Here is an 18,571-nt window from a genome sequence, read left to right as displayed (position 1 = left end):
GAGTGGGGAGTGGGGAGTGGGGAATAGCCATTACAGGATTTACGCAAATTCTCTATATGTAGGGTGCGTTAGGCTTTGCTAACGCACCATTCCTGGGATATGTAGTATAGGTGCGGAAATCCTCCATAAGCCATAAGCCATAAGCCATTCGCGAATAACTTTAGTATCCCAGTGGTGTTTTTACCACCGACTTTGACGGAGGGGTTTGGGTGTTAGCTTTCTTGAATTTGCGCTCTTGTGTGGGGGGGAGCAAGATTGTATTATTTTGAGAAGGATTTACTAAACCTGTGCCAGGGTTTTCGGCTTCTTGAGCTAAGTGATCTTTCATGACAGCATTAGCTGTAGTGAGGTGTCGCTCATTACGTTGTAAAGTTTCCAGTTGGCGGAATGCTTTCGTCCACTGCTGCTGAGTATAAACAGTCCAAGAATAGAGCATGATGGTAGCAAAACAGAGTAAGAAGGCGATCGCATCAGAAGTGCGCTGTACTAATAATAGCGATCGCAACCAACCGGGCATCGAATCTCGCGAGGTATTCAGCTTTTCGACTTTGTTCCCTTGAGTGCCCAAGGAGGTGGGGGTGGCTCTAGATAAGTTAATTACCGTTGGGTTGGCCATCTTGGTACGATTCGGCATTCTTGCCTCTGTGGGAGAGACATTACTACGCCCAGATGGATTAATATTACTCAGGTTAGACAAACTTCTCAAAGGAGCCGCCTTTGAGGTGGCAGCAGATTGTTTTTGTCGGCGTTGTTGGGGTGTAACTGAGCGAGAGGCAGCATTCATCTGGGAAATCTCCTATATTCAAAGTCGGTTGGTGTGGATAGTTGACTATAGCCATCCTATGCTATTGCCTCCCCGTCTAGCAGAGGGGAGTATGAAATCTTGCTCCCCCTTCCCTTGAAGGGAAGGGGGCTGGGGGGTTAGGTTTTTCGGCTTGTTGAAATTGGTGCAAGTTATGAGATACCAAAGATCTTTTCCCAAAACTATCGTAAAAAACAATAGGTCATGCTAAAACTAGATTGTTGTAGTGCGCTATCATAGCATCTGTCTTTACGCAGTCTTTGGACAAAGGGGAGTGTATGAACAAGAAATTTATCGCGATGTTACTTTTGGTATTTACTCTGGGAATCGGAGTGACAGCTTGTGGTGGTGGTGGTGAAAAACCAGCCGAGGGCGGTAGTCCAGCTTCACCTACGCCATAGCTCCAGATAGTTAGAAACTCCCATTAGGCTAAACACTAGCAATTATGCTGAATGTGAGGCTTTAGAGTTGCCCTATCTCGGAAGTCAGGAGCCATCCTCCTGAAAATCTAGCGGTATCCAGACACGGTGTCTGGTATCGCATTTTTTTTAGCTGCTCGAATTGCTCGATAATGCTCAGAAATGGTCAGGATAAAAATATCAAAACCAATTCATTCAAAGATGGATTAATCTGTGTCGAATCGTTATTGGTCGAAAAATATCATCCAGAGTCCCTTGTTTGATTGGCTCCTCCTCTTAATCTGGACAGGGATTGGTGCTATAGTGCGCTTCGCTCGCCTCGCCTCTCTGCCCCCTTGGACTGATGAATGTGCCACGATCGCATTTAGTCTGGGTAATGGTTTTCACAGTGTCCCTCTCAATGGTTTAATTGGGTTGGACGTTTTGCTACAGCCTCTGTCTCCCCTACCCGATAGAGGAGTCGGTGCAGTTATCGAGCATTTAATGGCAGAGAGTACCCATCCTCCTGTTTATTTTGTCTTAGCTCATTTGTGGATGAAGCTCTTTCCTGCTATAGATGGATTAGCGTCAATCTGGGCTGCCCGTGCCCTCCCTGCTTTGTTAGGAGTCGCCTCAATTCCAGCTATGTTTGGTTTGGGTTGTTTAGCCTTTCGTTCCCGCTTGGTGGCTTACATCACAGCAGGAATGATGGCGGTTTCACCCTACGGTATTTTCCTTGCTAAGGATGCGCGTCATTACACTTTGGCAATTTTATTGGTTATTGCTTCTCTCTCTTGTTTGATTTATACAGTTCGAGCAATTCAAACTAAACAAATATTGCCAATCGGAGTTGGATTGGTTTGGGTGGTAATCAATAGTTTGGGAATCGCAACTCATTATTTTTTTACCCTGAGTATCTGTTCATCAGCAATTGTATTGTTAGGGAAAGCTTGGCAAGAAAGTAGGGCAGGATGGCATATTTTAGCTAAACCCTATTGGCGGCGAATCTATGGGGTAGCCGCAGGTACATTAGTAGGATGCTTAGTCTGGCTCGGAGCTTTTCAATCGATTAATGGTAGTGAGCCGACTAGTTGGATTTATGATGGAAATCCAAATGTGGAATGGTTTGCACCGATAGGCAGACTAGTTATTTGGATTGCGAGTATGTTATTGCTACTTCCTTCGGCAGTAACGATTATACCGACATGGATAGTTGTAGTTTCTGGTCTAGTGACTATTATATTTTTAGTTTCGATATGGACTAGTCTAGTGGGAGGTTTTCAAATACAGCAGGAAAATCCAGATACCCGTTTAGTATTACAAGTGCTAGGGGGATATATTATAAGTGCGATCGCGTTATGCTTTATCTTTACCTATGGTTTAGGAATGGACTTAACCTTGGGGGCGCGTTTTCAATTTGTCTATTTTCCTGCGATTATTGCCTGGTTAGGGGTAATCCTCGCCGGAGTGTGGGAATCTAATCAACTAGATGCTCCAGAATCCGGAAGCCAAAAAGGACAAATAGATAACAAGATTAGGAATAATTCTGTCCGACTCCCAACTCTCATGTCACAGATAATCTCCCGATTATCTGTTTCTCATCCATCCAACTCCCAACATCTCAGAGAAAAGGGGAAAACAGTAGTAGTCTGTATTTTGCTAATGGGATTATTGGGTGGATTAACGGTTATCGGGAATTTGGGTTACCTGCAAAACCACCGTCCAGATATCCTAGCTCCCATTATCCAACAAGGATCTCACTCTCCAATCTTAATTGCTACAACCCACAAGCACCACGGACAAACCGGAAGAATGATGGGATTAGCTTGGGAATTCAAAGGGCTGAGAGATATTAATTCTGCGGCTAGGGAGAGTAAGTTTTTCTTGGCTCATCGCGATTCCACGACTAGCACTTACACCGATGCAGTTGAAGTATTTCAAAAAACACTCAGTCAGGTAAAGAGACCGTTAGACTTGTGGTTGGTTGATTTCCGTGCGCCAGTCGATTTAGAATCTCAGCAGTGTTTTCCCGACCAACGATATCGCGGCTGGGCTGGGGAATATAAGTATAAACTTTATCGTTGTCCTGCTTTTCCCTAATGCTACTTAAACGCCTAAATTAGCTCGAACAGCCTTAAGTATCGTGAGACTATGTTTCCCTCCTGGTTGAGAGCGTAGAAAAATATGCCAATGTCTACGCCATAGTTGAGTGTCTTCATTTTATCGGTTTCTACCAACATCAGCGCGTCCGTGTGGCTGCTGGTATTGTCTATCAAACACTCTCATTGGCTAGGAGTAATGCTACTACTCAAAAGGTCGATTACTCTATTGATTTTCGACGCGATTATGATGGTTTTTCTTATTGTGTAAGACTATCAGTTAATGAATGCGGCAATTGGCAATCTTTCACAGGTGTTTATCTGGCTCGTTGTACTTTTCCTAGTAATGGGCAAAACTTTGCTGCGACGAAGTTGCTGACTGGCAGTGTCTGTACTGCTAGAGTTTCCTGGACAGGTTCCGTTGAAGGAAGGCTTGGTGGCGTTTACCTTAAACCGAATCCTCTAAGTCGCTACTGTCGTGGAGTTTGGACGAAAACTCTGCTTTGGGTTTTGGACAATCGTGAGATAAACCGCTGTGAAGATTAACCGATGAAACTTACCGCGCCGAGAAATGGCTGAAACCTTTATTCTGACGTTGAGGCGGTCGGTTCCTTGTCCTGTATGGGTTTTAGCCATTTTTTCTCGGCTATTTGTCGAAAAGTTTTCCCCAAAATTGGTGGCGGTCGGAAAGTGCCTCTAGACGTTTTACGGGGTAAGGGTTTAAAATGGAGGGGTCCCCACTCGCTGGGGAAACTAATTGAATGGAAACGCGAAGTCACGCGATGACAAGCTCGCTGGTACAGTCCCCACTCGCTGGGGAAACTAATTGAATGGAAACTACCCTAATTCCATCAATATCTGGATTGATTATTTGTCCCCACTCGCTGGGGAAACTAATTGAATGGAAACTCGCTAATCGGTTCTGATAAATTCACATTATCCCTGTCCCCACTCGCTGGGGAAACTAATTGAATGGAAACTCTGATATATTCTCTACGGTCTTTATAAATCTTGTGGTCCCCACTCGCTGGGGAAACTAATTGAATGGAAACTCACGAATCCGTCCGCGAATCGAACCACTGTGAGTTGTCCCCACTCGCTGGGGAAACTAATTGAATGGAAACGACGGCGCATGGCTGGTCACGGGCGGCGATGGCCACGTCCCCACTCGCTGGGGAAACTAATTGAATGGAAACGCAATGTCAATAACAGAATCAACGACATCTTCCGGTAGGTCCCCACTCGCTGGGGAAACTAATTGAATGGAAACGCGATAAATATAAGGGTGTTGACGGAGGTACTAAAAGGTCCCCACTCGCTGGGGAAACTAATTGAATGGAAACCAATCATCGGACAACGACAGACCAATCTCTTTCAAGTCCCCACTCGCTGGGGAAACTAATTGAATGGAAACTTTTGGGTTCATATCCAGGTAAAGAGGCTGGATCCGGTCCCCACTCGCTGGGGAAACTAATTGAATGGAAACATTTAAGAACCATGATTGCTCCGCGACGCGAAACGCCGTCCCCACTCGCTGGGGAAACTAATTGAATGGAAACAATCGGTATCCTCCATATACACGAGGATAGTTCTTGTGTCCCCACTCGCTGGGGAAACTAATTGAATGGAAACAGTACCGCAACAACGCGGCCGCGCACCGCACCTGCGTCCCCACTCGCTGGGGAAACTAATTGAATGGAAACTGGCGCAGCGCGTCCGCACGCGTACAGGCTTGCATCTGCGCAGTCCCCACTCGCTGGGGAAACTAATTGAATGGAAACATGGCTTTCTTCGAGAGTTAAAGCATCGACTTTCCTGGCAAAGTCCCCACTCGCTGGGGAAACTAATTGAATGGAAACTTTGCATTCCTTTAATAACAGGAATGGGAAGATATATTCAAAGTCCCCACTCACTGGGGAAACTAATTGAATGGAAACATTATTTATTTTAGCAAGCCCTAAATTGTTAAAAACAACACCTAGTCCCCACTCGCTGGGGAAACTAATTGAATGGAAACCAGTTAGTAAGTATTCTAAAGTTAATAGTTGGGATGTCCCCACTCGCTGGGGAAACTAATTGAATGGAAACCCTAGACTCCCGTAGAGTAAGTAGAACTTTCTATAACGTCCCCACTCGCTGGGGAAACTAATTGAATGGAAACCTATAACGAGCAGAAGCATAGGCATTAGTACTAGCGTCCCCACTCGCTGGGGAAACTAATTGAATGGAAACTACGATTGCAAGAACACTAAGACTAGCTGTTTCATTATTTTCTGCACAATTGCTACTAAAACGTCTTAAAGTGGAATTTTCAGGAATCAGAAATGTTCCCTACACTTGCATCCGGATTGGCGATCGCAAAATCCACCCTAGGATTAACTACCACAACCAGAGATACCGAACTCACTACACTGCTAGAGGCATCCAAAGGGGTGGATAGCACAGGGAATACTCAATACCGTCCTTATATAGTAGCAGCCTATATTCTGCCGCTATGGGGAGCCGTGGCGAGAGCGCAGCTAATCAAAGCTGATGGGGCAGAATGGCTAAAACCTATTGATTTTGAACCATTAATTAAGTCACTACTGATGCTTCAACAGGCTTCGGATTGTGGACTGAAAATTGACCCATGCTGGAATGCAACAAAGGTAGCAGTAGATCTGGGACTGAAGAAGGTTAGGGGGATTAGTGGGATTGTAGCTTAACAAACCATTACAGTTAACAAATTGCTAAAATTAAGTAAAAGTAAATCGTCAAAATCTACTGTGTTAGAAGAGCGAAGAGCTTGCTTTACTCGCAACGCTCTCGCTCTCTTTGGTGCGGAATGGGGTTTTCAGGCTATTGTCTTATAAAATATATATAGCGGTTTTCAGTTGCATGAAGTATACAAGAGAAACCCCCAGAAACCCGGTTTCTTTAAGAAACCGGGTTTCTCTGTACCTCACTCAACTGAGAAGCGCTATACTCCTGAGCATTATCATCACCCAAACTAGAGAGGTTACAGCAGTGTCTGTCGAGACTATTCAAAAGCCTTCCACATCAACTATCCGTAAACACGCACCTCGCTATCGCGTCTTGCTCCATAACGATGATTTCAACTCAATGGAGCATGTGGTGCAAACCTTGATGAAGACTGTCCCTAGCTTGACTCAGCCTCAAGCTGTCAATATCATGATGGAAGCTCACTCATCTGGAATTGCTTTAGTTATTACTTGCGAAATGGAACATGCTGAGTTTTACTGTGAAACCTTGCAAAACCACGGATTAACTAGCACAATTGAACCGGATGAATAGGAATTTTCTATTCCCTCCCTTGTCTCAATCTATAAAAGATAAAATTTTTGAACCCAAACTTGTCTAAATTAGCGGGATATCGGGCACCAGTACGGATAGTTTTGTTTCTTTTTACTTTGCTCCTGTGCTGGTTGCCAATCGCTGCACCAATATATCTGTTGGTGAACGACTCAAACTTGGTCACTATCCTGACGATGGGACTATTATTTGGGTTTTTTTTGCTATCTGTACAATTTTGGGGGAGAAATGTCTATCGGGAACCCCGATTATTAAAACGATATGGTTTCCATGGCACTAGGCAAAATAGTCTAAACCTTCTGAAGGGATTGATAATTGGTTTATTATTTGTATTGGGTTTATTTGCTTTAGAAGGTGGGTTAGGTTTGCTGGAATTTCAGACACCTTCACAGGAGTTACCAAGAATAATTTTAGAGGGATTCGCTAGTGGTTTGGGAGTTGGTTTGGCGGAGGAATTGGTATTTCGAGGTTGGTTGTTGGATGAGTTAGAACGAGACTATCGCCCCAAGGTATCGCTCTTGGCTGATGCGGTTATATTTGCCGTCCTGCATTTTATTAAACCTCTCTCAGAAATGCTCCGGACTTTACCTCAATTTCCTGGTTTAGTCCTACTGGGTTTGACATTAGTCTGGGGCAAAAGATCTCATAAAAATAGTCTTGGTATCTCTATTGGTCTCCATGGGGGTTTAGTCTGGGGGTATTATATTATTAATGTGGGTAAATTGGTGCAATATTCTGACCAAGTTTCCCCCTGGATTACAGGAGTAGATAGCAATCCTATTGCTGGGTTCATGGGATTGTTATTATTGGGTATTCTTGCTTTTTGGATGAGAGGAAAGGGGCTGGGGAGTTTTAAGTTTTGAGTTTTAAATTTTGAGTTTTGAACTATAGTATAGCAGTCGCCAGGGCGGTTAAGATATCCGAAAACGCCAGAAATAAGTCACAGGAGGCATTTGACTTTTGAGTTTTGACTTTGGCTATATGTATTGGAGAATCGGTTCTAAGATAGTGGATATGTAGGATCGAATCGAGAAAATATTAAAGTGGTTCACAATAGTGTGGAAAATCCCAAAAAGGTTATTAGCCCTCCTTTGGATTATTAGCCCATAATAGCTGAAACGACGCAATCTCGTCAAGTATTGATAATTAATCTCAATAAATTTAACGAAGTTAAGCCACTTTCAGCCTTTGCTCATTTGTTACGTTATGTAAATTACTTTTTTTTTGAGGGTGAGGGGTTGGGGGTGAGGAGAAAACTCCCTGTCTAATCCGGATTGGGACATCCCGGAGGCTTCAAACACAAAGAATAGAGAAACCAGAAGTAATAGAAATTGAACAGGAAGTTAATTTATGCGTGAAAGTCCCGATATCATTTAATATTGAGATACTTCACGATGTCAGAGGTGTCTATGAGTTCTCGGAAACGCATCGAAAGAAAAAACCCTTGGCAACCTACTCCGGCTCCAGATATCCTCCAAAGCCGTCCGTTCAGTAATGGTTTGGGACCTCGGGAATCTAAATTACCCACAACCAACGATATATTACAGACACGTCCGTTTTCGCCTCGTGACCAGGATGTATCGATACCAAAGGATACCCGTTCCTTTGAAGAAAAAATGATTGGGGCAGAATTTCGTTATAACGGGGTTAGTATTCCAGCATTTGCACCTTCTACAGAATCACCAACTCTTCAGCGAGAAGAAGAAGTAGGGGAAGATGTTCAAGAGGATCAACGGTTGTTGGAAGTAGGGGGAGAGGTTCTTCAGCGAGATGAGAGTTCAGGGAACAAGAAAACACAGAAAAAACTAAATCCAAAGACAGAACCTGGAGAAATTTATATAAGACACTGGATAGAACAACCTCTGGGATTTTTGTTTATACCAGATCTAAAGAATGGTCAGTGGTATGACATAGATAGAGAATATGATATCCCGAAAAATCCGCAACAGTCCTTTTGGAAAGCCGCCGTATACAATACAACAAATAATAATTATAAAGCCTACAAAACTATTGCACAGCGCCATGCTTTTTACAAGTTTGCTGATGCTTATCTTAATACACAAGATAAAGCCATAAAAAGTAAATGGTTTAAAGCAGCAGCAATAGTTACCCAAGATAATGCTGTTGGTGCAGCAGAGGGAGTAAATTTATGGTTTTTATCTGATAATGCGGAAGAGTTTCTCAAAGGGGGAAATGAGTTTCTGTTCCAGTACAACATGAAAAACTTCAGCTATCTCATGCAAGGTAGCGAGATACCTGGTATGGAGGGATTGAGAGGAAGAGAGTTGGATCATCGCTTGGTTGAGTTTGAACAATCTAAAGTTCAAGAGTTTATTAACAACTACAAGGGAAATGGTTCAATTGACGATATTACTAAGGAGATTAATCGTTCATTTACTCTGCCGTTTGCCCCTTCTGTAGTTAAAGAAGTTATTGAAGAAAACTTTACCAGTAAAGGGAAAGAGTTTAGTTTTAAAGATTATCAAGATCGGCTTGTTTTAGGTAAAATGATGGTGGATAAGCTATACGGGAAGTCTGGTCATTCCCCTGCTTCAGCACCAGCACCAGTGCCAAGTCCGGGATTTCCCCCATCACCGCCGCCTCCACAAATTCAAAAAAAGGAATCGGAAGCACTTCAAAATATTCAGCCATATAATTTCAGAACAATATCTCCCCAGGCTTCCCCAATAACTATCCAAAGACAAGTGTCTTCACCTCCTCCAAAACCTACCTATGGAACAGCTAAAACCACAGCACCTATAGCTAAAACTTCAGAGTCTCCTTACAACCAAGTTTTAGACAAGCTTACTCAAGAAGTAAGACTATTTGCTAATGCCCAAATAATTTTAGATTGGGTCAAAATTCATGGAGAAAAGATCGGCCAAGGATTAAAGTTTAATCTAGCTGATTTATTAAACGATCCAATAATTGTTAATAAAATTAAACCAAAGCCTACAAGTGCTAGTAACCTCCAAGAGATACTTAACTTGATGATAAATTATGGGATAGTTAGTGTATTTCCAGGAACATCTACTAATGAATATGTAGTTATATCTGATACAACTAGCTTTAACCAAGGTAAGCAACAAATTACGGAGTCGAAAAATAAACTAGAAGAAAAGCTTGGCAAAGGCAAAAAGAACAAGGAAAAAAGACTGGATTCTCTAAATCCACTAGTAGAAACTGATGAGTTACCCATGGAATTAGCATCAGGTGGCATGGGATATGAAGACAAAGAGAAAAAGAAACCGCGAGAAAAACAGCGAGATATTGATAGTACCAAAAAATTGGAAAAGATAGAAGAGGCAATTGAAGAAATTAAAAATAGTAATGAGGATGAGTCTAAAAAACAGGAGAAATTAACTAAACTTGAGCAACAAAGAAAACAAGCTACAGAAGGAGTCCGAAAAGCTAAAGGTTATCGCACCTTTGCTAAAGAGGTTGTTGATTTTCTCAAGGGTTTAGGTGAAAAGAATAGTACCTGGAGTGCTGGAACTTATCCTGGTCATTCTTGGGGTGAATTTTCTGTTGATATTTTTTTAAAGACAAGTTTAGAAGACGTGACGGAAGCGGAAGATTCTCAGTATCCAGGAAAATATTGGAAGAAAAATGTTGTAATCCAGTTTTTTGACGATCTTAATGCCACAGCCGAAGAAAAAGAATTTGCCTGGTTAGGTATTTACAATGATGTTCGTGTAGCACAAGAAATTAATAAAAAATATGGCGGGAGTCGCCTTCAACGGGTAGAGAATCATGGCCCAGATGGACATAAACTCCATATCCATTTAGATTTATGGTCAGTTAACTTGAACTGGACTTCAGTCAAAGATTACAAATTAGACGGCGATAGAATTAAGTTAAAATAGTGCGAGGGATATATGTGGATATAGCCAATCGGCTACAGTACAGTCAGGAATAGAGTTATTGCGCGATCGCAAATAACTATAACTCCTCAATGCGTGTCATACTCAAAGGAAAGCAACTCGATTAGCTACAGTTAGGTTGGGGCGGGTTGAAGGTAATATGTCGTTGAAATGATCGGTGAAAGCGATACTTATCGTGAGGGCAGGGTGAAGCATACGGATATAAAACTCCGGGTTTATAGCAAAAGTTATCGTTCGTTCCCCGCAGGGTAGGGTATGCTTGATCCCTACAAATCTCTCTCTGGACTGCCCAATGCGACTGCGATAAAACTCAATACTCAATACTCTCTTCCCCTATTCCCCATGAATATAATAGATTACCTGAGAATTAGCCTAATCGATCGCTGTAATTTCCGCTGTCAGTACTGTATGCCCGAAGGAACAGAACTAGATTATATCCTGCAACAAGAATTACTTAGCCACTCGGAACTCTTGACGCTACTGAAAGAAGTGTTTATTCCAGTAGGATTTAGAAAATTTCGCCTGACAGGTGGTGAGCCTCTGCTACGTCCGGGTGTGGTAGATTTAGTAAGAGCGATCGCAGCAATTCCGGAAACTGAAGATTTAGCCATGACTACCAATGGTTTTAGGCTGGCAAGTATGGCGCAAGATCTATATGATGCGGGGTTACGCCGGATTAATATTAGTCTGGATTCTCTCAATCCCGACACTTTCGATAAAATTATCGGTAATCGGGGTAAATCCCGTTGGCAGCAAACTTGGTTAGGTATTCAAACAGCACATCAAGTTGGCTTCGATCCTTTAAAATTAAATATAGTGGTAATTCCCGGCATTAATGATACCGAAGTTCTCGATTTAGCTGCTTTAACGATTAACCGCCGTTGGCATGTCCGGTTTATTGAGTTTATGCCTATTGGTAATAGTAAGCTTTTTGGCGATCGCGCTTGGATTCCTTCTGTTGAGTTACGACAGGAAATTCGCGATCGCTTTGGCTTGACAGAATCTACTATTCGTGGTAATGGACCTGCTGATATTTTCCAAATTCCTGGAGCGTTGGGGACTTTAGGATTTATCAGTCAGATGTCAGAATGTTTTTGCGATCGCTGTAATAGAATGCGTTTATCGGCTGATGGCTGGTTGCGCCCTTGTCTGTTGAATGAAACTGGTCAGATTGATTTAAAAACGGCATTACGGAGTGGTGTCAATCTTGCTGAGTTGAGAGAGAAAGTGAAACAACTGATTGGAATTAAATCGGAAATCAATTTCAAGGAGCGAGACTCTGGTACTACTACTGGTAATTATAGTCGCACCATGTCGCAAATTGGTGGGTAGTTATTTGTTTTTGGTTATTTGTTGTTCGTTTTCTCCGTTGGCAATTAGTAATTTGCCTGACGGGGCGACAACTATGGCTAGAAGGTACATTTAATATGGATTAAAATTTTAATCGAACGACTTTGAATCCTAACGGATCGGTAATAGGAACATAAATTCTTCCTTCTGAATCTACTTGCCAATAGATAGATGACTGCAAAGACGACTCCAATGACAATAAATTAGGAGGTGGATAAATTTCTTTCTCTAAAGTTCCCTCCTCAGAAAAAATCAATAATTTTCCCAAATACCCTGGATGATCTCCGGTAAAAATGTAAAATTTATTTTCTTCATCAACCTTGATTAATTTATAATTGCTAGTTTCATTTGAACTGTAATTATTTGGTAATTGCACAGACCACTTTTTGACTTTGCCATCTGGATAATATCCCGAAATCTCAAGTGTATTGTTATGGATATAATGAGTAAATACAGTATTGTCATCTGAACGAACCAGTAAATCCTTGATGATTTCCCTACGGATGACTTGACCTTCCAAAGAAATTTGAACGATTGCAGGTAGATTAGTGTCATCGGCTAACTGATATACATAACAGTTCAATTGGTTATCCACCCCAAAAGGATATAAAAGCAAGCCGTACAATTCATCATTACCCACAGTGGTTTTTTCTTCACCAGATGCAGGATTAAAAGCAGATAAGCCGCGTTTGTTTTGATCGGGGAAATATACTGCACTCAGAATAGTACCTTTTCCATTGATAAAGACTTTGTTACTGCCATTCATTAAGGAATGTAATTTTGATACACTTCCACTTTGAGGTTGGATTTGTGCTATCAATTTTGGGTGATTAGTAGAGGTTAAATATAGGTTTGATTGCCGATCTATTAATAACTTATTGAACTCACCCTTCAGTTCATCAAAATTATTTACATCTGATGAGTAGTTGCCTATTCTTTGCCAAATTATTTCTCCAGCTACATTCAATTTCGTCAGCCTATTATACTCAACATTATCAAGATTAAACTTTTCAAGCAGGTATGAGTTTAATTCTCGATCAACTACAAAGTCTATAATTATTCGGTTTTCCATCCTAGGTTGATTCTTAGGAATAGGTGTTTTTCCATTCAAATTACCTGATGGTGTAAAATGAGTAATAAAGATATTTTCTCCATCTTGGATATCTCTGTTTTCATCGTTGAGGACATGAATTCCTTCTTCAGAGTCTAATTTAATATGTAGAGGGGCATAAATTTTTCGCTGTTGTTCTGGCAACATCTCGCCAAAATTTGGATAATTGAGCAATTGGGGTTTAAGTTGCTGAACTTTATCTCCCCAAGGAATAGAGACTATTATTTCAAACGTTTGATCGGAATCCATAATTTTACTTTCTATAGCTACAGTCTTTTTGTTCAAATCACCACTTTGTAGAACAGCAAAAATCAAGATAGATAAAATCAAGAAAATATATTTTCTCATGGTTTTACCATCTTACGCTCCAGAACTTAATAGGTCTTTCTGATGCTTGTTGCATAAGTCTTTCTATTGTAGTTCTTTCTACTGTTCCACCATTAGGAGTCCATAGACTTAAAATTTCATGGTCACCATTTGCATCCACAGTACCTAATGAAATTGCTGCATGTACCCTTGCTTCTCGAAAAACAACCATATCACCAGATAAAGGTTGGGGAGTGTTTGGATTTTGTGGATCTAGGGTATATTCTTGACTTGCTCTTAATTGAGTTTCAACTGTAGCTCCCACAGATGCCCCCGTCTGACGGTGATTCTGAACAGCAAGTTGATAGATTTGTTCCAGCCTAGCCTTAGTTGTCATGCCCTGTCTGTAAGCGCCAAAAAGAATTACTTCCCAACAATTCATGCGTCCTGATGTGGAGTTTGGTTCGGAACCGTTAGCAAGTAACCATCTTCCAAATTCAGACTGTAAGGCAGCAGGATTATTAGCGGCATCAGGGCTATTGAATGGCACCCAATGAAGATTATTTTCTAAGGAACTAACTCCTTGCATTGCACCTAACTGATGCCGAGCTTGAGAGAAAAATCCCTCCAGTTGCTGTGGAGAAATAGAAACTTGATGCTCGCGTAAGTACCTTAAAGCTAGGCGACATGCAAGTACAAGCTCCTGTACTGATGTAGGATTAGGACTCTGCTGTGGGAAAAATCGTTGCTGTAAACGTTGATACTCATCAGTAGCCTGAATTTGGCTATCTGACAATCGAGAAGGATCGTGTTGCGGGTTCTTAGGATCGCTAAAATCATCCAAACTCGAACATTGGATAGTATCTCGTTGAACTGCACCCGTCTGCTGCACCACATGAGTCAATTCATGCGCCAACAACTCCTGCCCCCCACGACTCCCAGGATTATATTCCCCCTGCTTAAAAAAGATATCCTGCCCCGTAGTAAACGCTTTCGCCTGAATTGAGCGATTAAGTTGGTCAGATTGAGCATCAGTATGAATCTTTACCCCACTAAAATCAGCCCCAAACGCCCCCTCCATCGGCTGACGCACAAATTCATCAAGCCCTTGTCCACCACCTTTTGCCTGCTGTATCCCCTGTTCTACATCCTCAGTTACAGTACTTTCACCACCAATACCACTCTCACCCCGGCGCATCACAGTTATATTCGGTACTGAAGCTCCCCCCAATTCTGACTGACGCTGCACTGGCTCTTGAGTTTGAGGCGCATTAATCTTTTCCACCACCTGAGCTGCTACCGCATCAGCTTCTTGCTCATACTTATCCCCCGGTTCCCCCACCGTCAGTTTCGCCTGAATCGGTTCCTTTTCCTCTTTATCTGCTAACTCCCCCTCACACTCAGCACACAACCGCTGAATTGTCCCATCATCAGGTGATGCTTGTAAGTGCTGTTTTTGAATCCCTACTTCAAATCCCTCTTTTTCTTCATCCCCAACAGAAACTTCCTCTCGCTGGACAGTTTCCTGTTCACCCAACCCATCAGTCTTGAGCAAAGAAAACGGACTCAATATCGAATTCTCTAATGGTGGTGTAGAGGGTGTAAATACAGAAATATTAGCCGCACTAGTTTCACCTTCGGCTTGCTCTTGGCTATTTTCCTCTTCAACTTCCTCTCGCTGGACTGCTGGAATACTAACCCCGTTGTAACGAAATTCTGCCCCTTTCATCTTTTCTTCAAAGGAACGAGTATCTTTTGGTGTCGATATATCCTTATCGCGAGGCGAAAACGGACGAGTCTGTAATATATCGTTGGTTGTGGGTAATCTAGATTCTCTCGGTCCCAAACCATTACTGAACGGACGACTTTGGAGGATATCTGGAGCCGGAGTAGGCTGCCAAGGGTTTTTTCTCTGGATGCGCTTCCGAGACATAGATACCTCTCACATCGTGAAGTATCTCAATAGTAGTTGGGAATTAGAGATCGCATCTCAACTCCTTAAAAAATCTTGACAAAGTGCATCACAACCAAAAACCAACAACCAATAACCAACAACCAACAACCAACAAGGGGCTTAAGCCCCTTGCCACCACCAATAACTTATGCTTGACGGGAGTAAAACTCAACCACCAGCAGCTCATTAATTTGCAAAGCTATCCATTCGCGGTCAATTACGCTATTGACTTTGCCTGTCATCTTAGTCTTATCAAACTCTAAATGGCTCGGCAGGTTTGCCAAACCTGGAAATTCGAGATTTTGTTGGACAAGACGGCGAGATTTTTCGGTATCTTTAACGCTAATTACTTCGCCGGGACGACACTGGTAGCTGGGAATATCTACAACTTTGCCATTCACGGTGACATGTCCGTGATTCACCAATTGACGCGCACCGGGGATAGTCCCTGCCATTCCCAGACGGAAAATGGTGTTATCCAGTCGCATTTCCAACATTTGCAGTAAAGTAGTACCCGTCGAACCTGTTGCTCGACGAGCTTTACGGACGTAGCGGATTAACTGCCTTTCTGAGAGTCCGTAGTTGAAGCGCAATTTCTGCTTTTCTTCGAGTCGGATGGCATATTCTGACCGTTTCTTCCGTGCTTGGCCGTGTTGTCCTGGTGGATATGCCCGCCGAGCTGACTTACGAGTTAAACCTGGCAGTTCACCCAGACGGCGAACAATCCGCAGACGCGGACCTCTATATCGTGACATATAACTCCCTTATTCCTGTCCTGACTAATATTTTACCCAAAAGTATTATCCTACATCTTTTTAAGTCATTTGGGCGCTTGATATGGAAATCACTCATAAAAATTTAGCCATGGTCTATCATAATCCACGGCTGTCACAATTAGCTGTCACAATTAATAGTAATCAAGCTAGGCTTCAATGAGCGACTTGGGGCTTATTGACAGGAGTATCCGTCTTTAGTTCTATGCTTGGGGCATTCTTCCGTAACTGTTCGAGTTGTTTGCGACTCTCCTTGTCCTTAGACAAAAAGCGATCGTTTACCTTTTGCATCTGAGGTAATACGCTCTGATTCATGACAAATAGCCAGTAGCCATCAGATTCAAACTCAAACATGGTGGAGAGGTGACATTGACTAGGCTTACTGTATCGGGTACATCTACCCACAGAAGGTTGAACCTCAAAGAAGGGGCATTTGATTTGGGAACAAGCGTTAATCGTTGGCTGTGACATGGGTTCGTTTCTACTCCACCTCAACTGTTCTATAAGCGAGGGTAGTGCTGTATGAGTTAATCTTACAGACAAATATAACTCCATCCGGGTTCCTCATACCCATTTGTGGTCATATCAGGTCTGAGAATTTTGTTATCCTGTAACAAAATTGAAGAGAAATAAATTTGGTGAAAGCACGCTGACCCTATTACAATAACCGGGTAATGCCAATTTGTCAAATCTTTAAATTTCTCTGCTCAATTCTTGGAGTAACCGATTAATTATATCAGCATCGTCGGCATTGGGTACGATCGCTAGATAAACTCCCAAATCCCGATATGCCTTAGACGAGTAGCCTAGCTGGTAATAGAGAAGCCCGCGATCCCGGAGTTCCCTGGGTATTTCTGGAAAGAGCAGTAAAATCAGTTCTACCGTAGCTAAAGCTCTGGATAAATCTTGGCGGTTAAGGTAAATTAGTTTGAGATTAGTTAGCATTCGTGCCAATAGTTGCCGATGGCTGACGGGTTCGGTGAAACTGGCTTGTAGTTTCATTTGATACCCGTATATTTCTGTCAATCTCGTCTCGCAATCTTGCTCGAACAAAATCTCACCCCGATTGAAGGTATCAACAAAAATACCAACATCTTGAAACTCTGGGCGAATTAAAAAATGTCCCGGCATATTAATTCCAACCAGAGGAAAATCGAGCCGTCGGGCAATTTCTAAGTAAACTAGGGATAGAGTAATAGGAATACCTGTTCGTCTGTCGATTACTTCATTAAGGAAGCTATTGCGCGGATCGTAGTAATTATCGTTGTTTCCTGTATAACCTAGCTCGTCATATAGGTATTGATTGATAATCTGGATTGTGCGGAGGGGATATCTTTCTGGGGGTAATCGTTTCTCTATCTCATTTGCGATCCCATCAAGTATATTAAGGTAGATATGAATATCTAGATTGGGATATTCTTCTTGAGCGATGTAGAGTGCAGCTTTTGTCAGATTAATTCGATCGTCTGGCTGACTTATCTCTTGGAGGAAGTTTTGACGGGATCGGGGAATGTTCATAGGAAAGGCTAGTGTAAATCATAGTACAGGTATAGCAAAAGGCAGAGGGCAGAAAACAGTAATGGTGCGTTAGCCAAGCATAACGCACCCTACATATAGAGATTTTGGGTAAGTTCTATACTATATAAGATATTTACACTTCAACCAATATGAAATTTCACAAAATCAACCACGGCGGCAACTCCTACCTTCGTCTTCAAATTGGTAAAAATAAAAGGTTTCTCACCGCGCATCTTCTTGGCATCCCTTTCCATAACGCCTAAATCAGCACCTACCATGGGAGCAAGGTCAATTTTATTAATTACCAATAAGTCAGATTTAGTAATTCCTGGTCCCCCTTTACGAGGAATTTTATCACCTGCGGCTACATCAATCACGTATATCGTTAAATCTACTAATTCCGGGCTAAAAGTAGCTGCCAAATTATCCCCACCACTTTCTAAGAATACCAAATCTAGATCGGTAAATTTCTGTTCTAATTGTTCGATGGCGGCTAGATTCATCGAAGCATCTTCTCGGATGGCGGTATGGGGACAACCACCCGTTTCCACACCGAGAATGCGATCGCGCTCTAATGCCTGACTCCGGACTAAAAATTGAGCATCTTCTTGGGTATAAATATCGTTAGTAACGACAGCAATCTGATGGGATTCTCGCATAGCCTTACATAAGGCATCCAAGAGGGCGGTTTTTCCTGAACCTACCGGACCTGCAATTCCAACACGAAAGGCATTCATATTATGGATTTTGGATTATATATTATCTCCTGTTACTTGTCAATAATACACCTATATGTCCGGTTTGTTTAAGTTTTGTTTAGATTTTATCCCCTTTTGTGGTTCAACTTGAATGACTAGAGCATAATTGGACGAGTTGATTTTTATATCTTTCCTTGACCCTTATTATTGATATAATTTGGGCGATTAGATCAGTTTGTACGATCGCTTTAAAAAAGATGAAAAGACTTACTTGTTTTGTTTTAGCTGCTTTATTGTGGCTCGGCACTGTGTCTCTAGCTTCTGCTGCCCCAGCTTCTACTCCTACCCCGACACCTACCCCTGCTC

Annotated in this window: 16 protein-coding genes and 1 CRISPR repeat array; of the genes, 8 read left to right on the top strand and 8 right to left on the bottom strand. The window is 42.2% G+C overall.

Going from position 1 to position 18,571, the window contains the following annotated elements; translation table 11 throughout:
* Positions 1 to 160 precede the first annotated feature (160 nt).
* Entirely contained in the window at positions 161 to 784 is a 624-nt protein-coding gene (locus NJ959_RS11095) for a hypothetical protein (protein WP_254011813.1), read from the bottom strand.
* Between the two features lie 296 nt (positions 785 to 1,080).
* Here NJ959_RS11095 and NJ959_RS30140 point away from each other — a divergent pair, with 296 nt between their 5' ends.
* From NJ959_RS30140 to moaA, 8 genes are all read left to right on the top strand, one after another.
* Entirely contained in the window at positions 1,081 to 1,203 is a 123-nt protein-coding gene (locus NJ959_RS30140; RefSeq protein WP_256529042.1) for a hypothetical protein, read from the top strand.
* A 231-nt stretch (positions 1,204 to 1,434) separates the two neighbouring features.
* The gene (locus NJ959_RS11090) at positions 1,435 to 3,300 is read left to right on the top strand and encodes a glycosyltransferase family 39 protein (protein ID WP_254011812.1); all 1,866 of its coding nucleotides are present in this window, start codon (positions 1,435 to 1,437) and stop codon (positions 3,298 to 3,300) included.
* A 152-nt stretch (positions 3,301 to 3,452) separates the two neighbouring features.
* Positions 3,453 to 3,845, top strand: a complete 393-nt coding sequence (locus NJ959_RS11085; protein WP_254011811.1) for a hypothetical protein — start codon at positions 3,453 to 3,455, stop codon at positions 3,843 to 3,845.
* Between the two features lie 187 nt (positions 3,846 to 4,032).
* Positions 4,033 to 5,531: direct repeats of the CRISPR family, unit length 36 nt; unit sequence GTCCCCACTCGCTGGGGAAACTAATTGAATGGAAAC.
* 92 nt (positions 5,532 to 5,623) lie between these two features.
* Positions 5,624 to 6,004, top strand: coding sequence for a hypothetical protein (locus tag NJ959_RS11080; protein WP_254011810.1), 381 nt, complete (start codon positions 5,624 to 5,626; stop codon positions 6,002 to 6,004).
* A 301-nt stretch (positions 6,005 to 6,305) separates the two neighbouring features.
* The gene (gene clpS, locus NJ959_RS11075; RefSeq protein ID WP_254011809.1) at positions 6,306 to 6,593 is read left to right on the top strand and encodes an ATP-dependent Clp protease adapter ClpS; all 288 of its coding nucleotides are present in this window, start codon (positions 6,306 to 6,308) and stop codon (positions 6,591 to 6,593) included.
* Between the two features lie 47 nt (positions 6,594 to 6,640).
* The gene (locus NJ959_RS11070; protein WP_373693641.1) at positions 6,641 to 7,474 is read left to right on the top strand and encodes a CPBP family intramembrane glutamic endopeptidase; all 834 of its coding nucleotides are present in this window, start codon (positions 6,641 to 6,643) and stop codon (positions 7,472 to 7,474) included.
* Between the two features lie 546 nt (positions 7,475 to 8,020).
* Entirely contained in the window at positions 8,021 to 10,477 is a 2,457-nt protein-coding gene (locus NJ959_RS11065) for a hypothetical protein (protein ID WP_254011807.1), read from the top strand.
* 360 nt (positions 10,478 to 10,837) lie between these two features.
* Positions 10,838 to 11,827, top strand: a complete 990-nt coding sequence (moaA, locus tag NJ959_RS11060) for a GTP 3',8-cyclase MoaA (protein ID WP_254011814.1) — start codon at positions 10,838 to 10,840, stop codon at positions 11,825 to 11,827.
* Between the two features lie 100 nt (positions 11,828 to 11,927).
* On the opposite strand, the gene NJ959_RS11055 is transcribed toward moaA, so the two are convergent.
* The 7 genes from NJ959_RS11055 to NJ959_RS11025 form a co-directional block, all read right to left on the bottom strand.
* Entirely contained in the window at positions 11,928 to 13,304 is a 1,377-nt protein-coding gene (locus NJ959_RS11055; RefSeq protein WP_254011806.1) for a hypothetical protein, read from the bottom strand.
* Between the two features lie 4 nt (positions 13,305 to 13,308).
* On the bottom strand, positions 13,309 to 15,195 hold the full coding sequence (locus tag NJ959_RS11050) for an eCIS core domain-containing protein (RefSeq protein WP_254011805.1): 1,887 nt from the start codon (positions 15,193 to 15,195) through the stop codon (positions 13,309 to 13,311).
* Between the two features lie 167 nt (positions 15,196 to 15,362).
* Positions 15,363 to 15,971 carry a 30S ribosomal protein S4 gene (gene rpsD / locus NJ959_RS11045; protein ID WP_254011804.1) on the bottom strand — a complete coding sequence of 203 codons (609 nt, stop codon included), beginning with the start codon at positions 15,969 to 15,971 and terminating at the stop codon, positions 15,363 to 15,365.
* A gap of 174 nt (positions 15,972 to 16,145) precedes the next feature.
* Positions 16,146 to 16,460, bottom strand: a complete 315-nt coding sequence (locus NJ959_RS11040) for a hypothetical protein (RefSeq protein ID WP_254011803.1) — start codon at positions 16,458 to 16,460, stop codon at positions 16,146 to 16,148.
* 222 nt (positions 16,461 to 16,682) lie between these two features.
* Entirely contained in the window at positions 16,683 to 17,507 is an 825-nt protein-coding gene (locus tag NJ959_RS11035; RefSeq protein ID WP_254011802.1) for a SirB1 family protein, read from the bottom strand.
* Between the two features lie 140 nt (positions 17,508 to 17,647).
* On the bottom strand, positions 17,648 to 18,244 hold the full coding sequence (ureG, locus tag NJ959_RS11030) for an urease accessory protein UreG (RefSeq protein WP_254011801.1): 597 nt from the start codon (positions 18,242 to 18,244) through the stop codon (positions 17,648 to 17,650).
* A gap of 103 nt (positions 18,245 to 18,347) precedes the next feature.
* The coding region (locus NJ959_RS11025; protein WP_254011800.1) for a hypothetical protein at positions 18,348 to 18,571 on the bottom strand (224 nt) is incomplete at its 5' end.

The organism is Limnofasciculus baicalensis BBK-W-15, assembly GCF_024178385.1.
GTDB classification, from domain to species: Bacteria; Cyanobacteriota; Cyanobacteriia; order Cyanobacteriales; family Coleofasciculaceae; genus Limnofasciculus; species Limnofasciculus baicalensis.
Note: the sequence above shows the minus strand (reverse complement) of the source record. Positions and strands in the feature narration are given on the sequence as shown.

What these genes read in the sequence shown, in the direction of transcription:
- NJ959_RS11080 (WP_254011810.1), top strand. Translation starts at nt 5,624, where the DNA reads ATGTTCCCTACACTTGCATCCGGATTGGCGATCGCAAAATCCACCCTA.
- rpsD (WP_254011804.1), bottom strand. Translation starts at nt 15,971, where the DNA reads ATGTCACGATATAGAGGTCCGCGTCTGCGGATTGTTCGCCGTCTGGGT.
- NJ959_RS11035 (WP_254011802.1), bottom strand. Translation starts at nt 17,507, where the DNA reads ATGAACATTCCCCGATCCCGTCAAAACTTCCTCCAAGAGATAAGTCAG.
- NJ959_RS30140 (WP_256529042.1), top strand. Translation starts at nt 1,081, where the DNA reads ATGAACAAGAAATTTATCGCGATGTTACTTTTGGTATTTACTCTGGGA.
- NJ959_RS11050 (WP_254011805.1), bottom strand. Translation starts at nt 15,195, where the DNA reads ATGTCTCGGAAGCGCATCCAGAGAAAAAACCCTTGGCAGCCTACTCCG.
- moaA (WP_254011814.1), top strand. Translation starts at nt 10,838, where the DNA reads ATGAATATAATAGATTACCTGAGAATTAGCCTAATCGATCGCTGTAAT.
- NJ959_RS11055 (WP_254011806.1), bottom strand. Translation starts at nt 13,304, where the DNA reads ATGAGAAAATATATTTTCTTGATTTTATCTATCTTGATTTTTGCTGTT.
- NJ959_RS11065 (WP_254011807.1), top strand. Translation starts at nt 8,021, where the DNA reads ATGAGTTCTCGGAAACGCATCGAAAGAAAAAACCCTTGGCAACCTACT.
- ureG (WP_254011801.1), bottom strand. Translation starts at nt 18,244, where the DNA reads ATGAATGCCTTTCGTGTTGGAATTGCAGGTCCGGTAGGTTCAGGAAAA.
- NJ959_RS11095 (WP_254011813.1), bottom strand. Translation starts at nt 784, where the DNA reads ATGAATGCTGCCTCTCGCTCAGTTACACCCCAACAACGCCGACAAAAA.
- NJ959_RS11040 (WP_254011803.1), bottom strand. Translation starts at nt 16,460, where the DNA reads ATGTCACAGCCAACGATTAACGCTTGTTCCCAAATCAAATGCCCCTTC.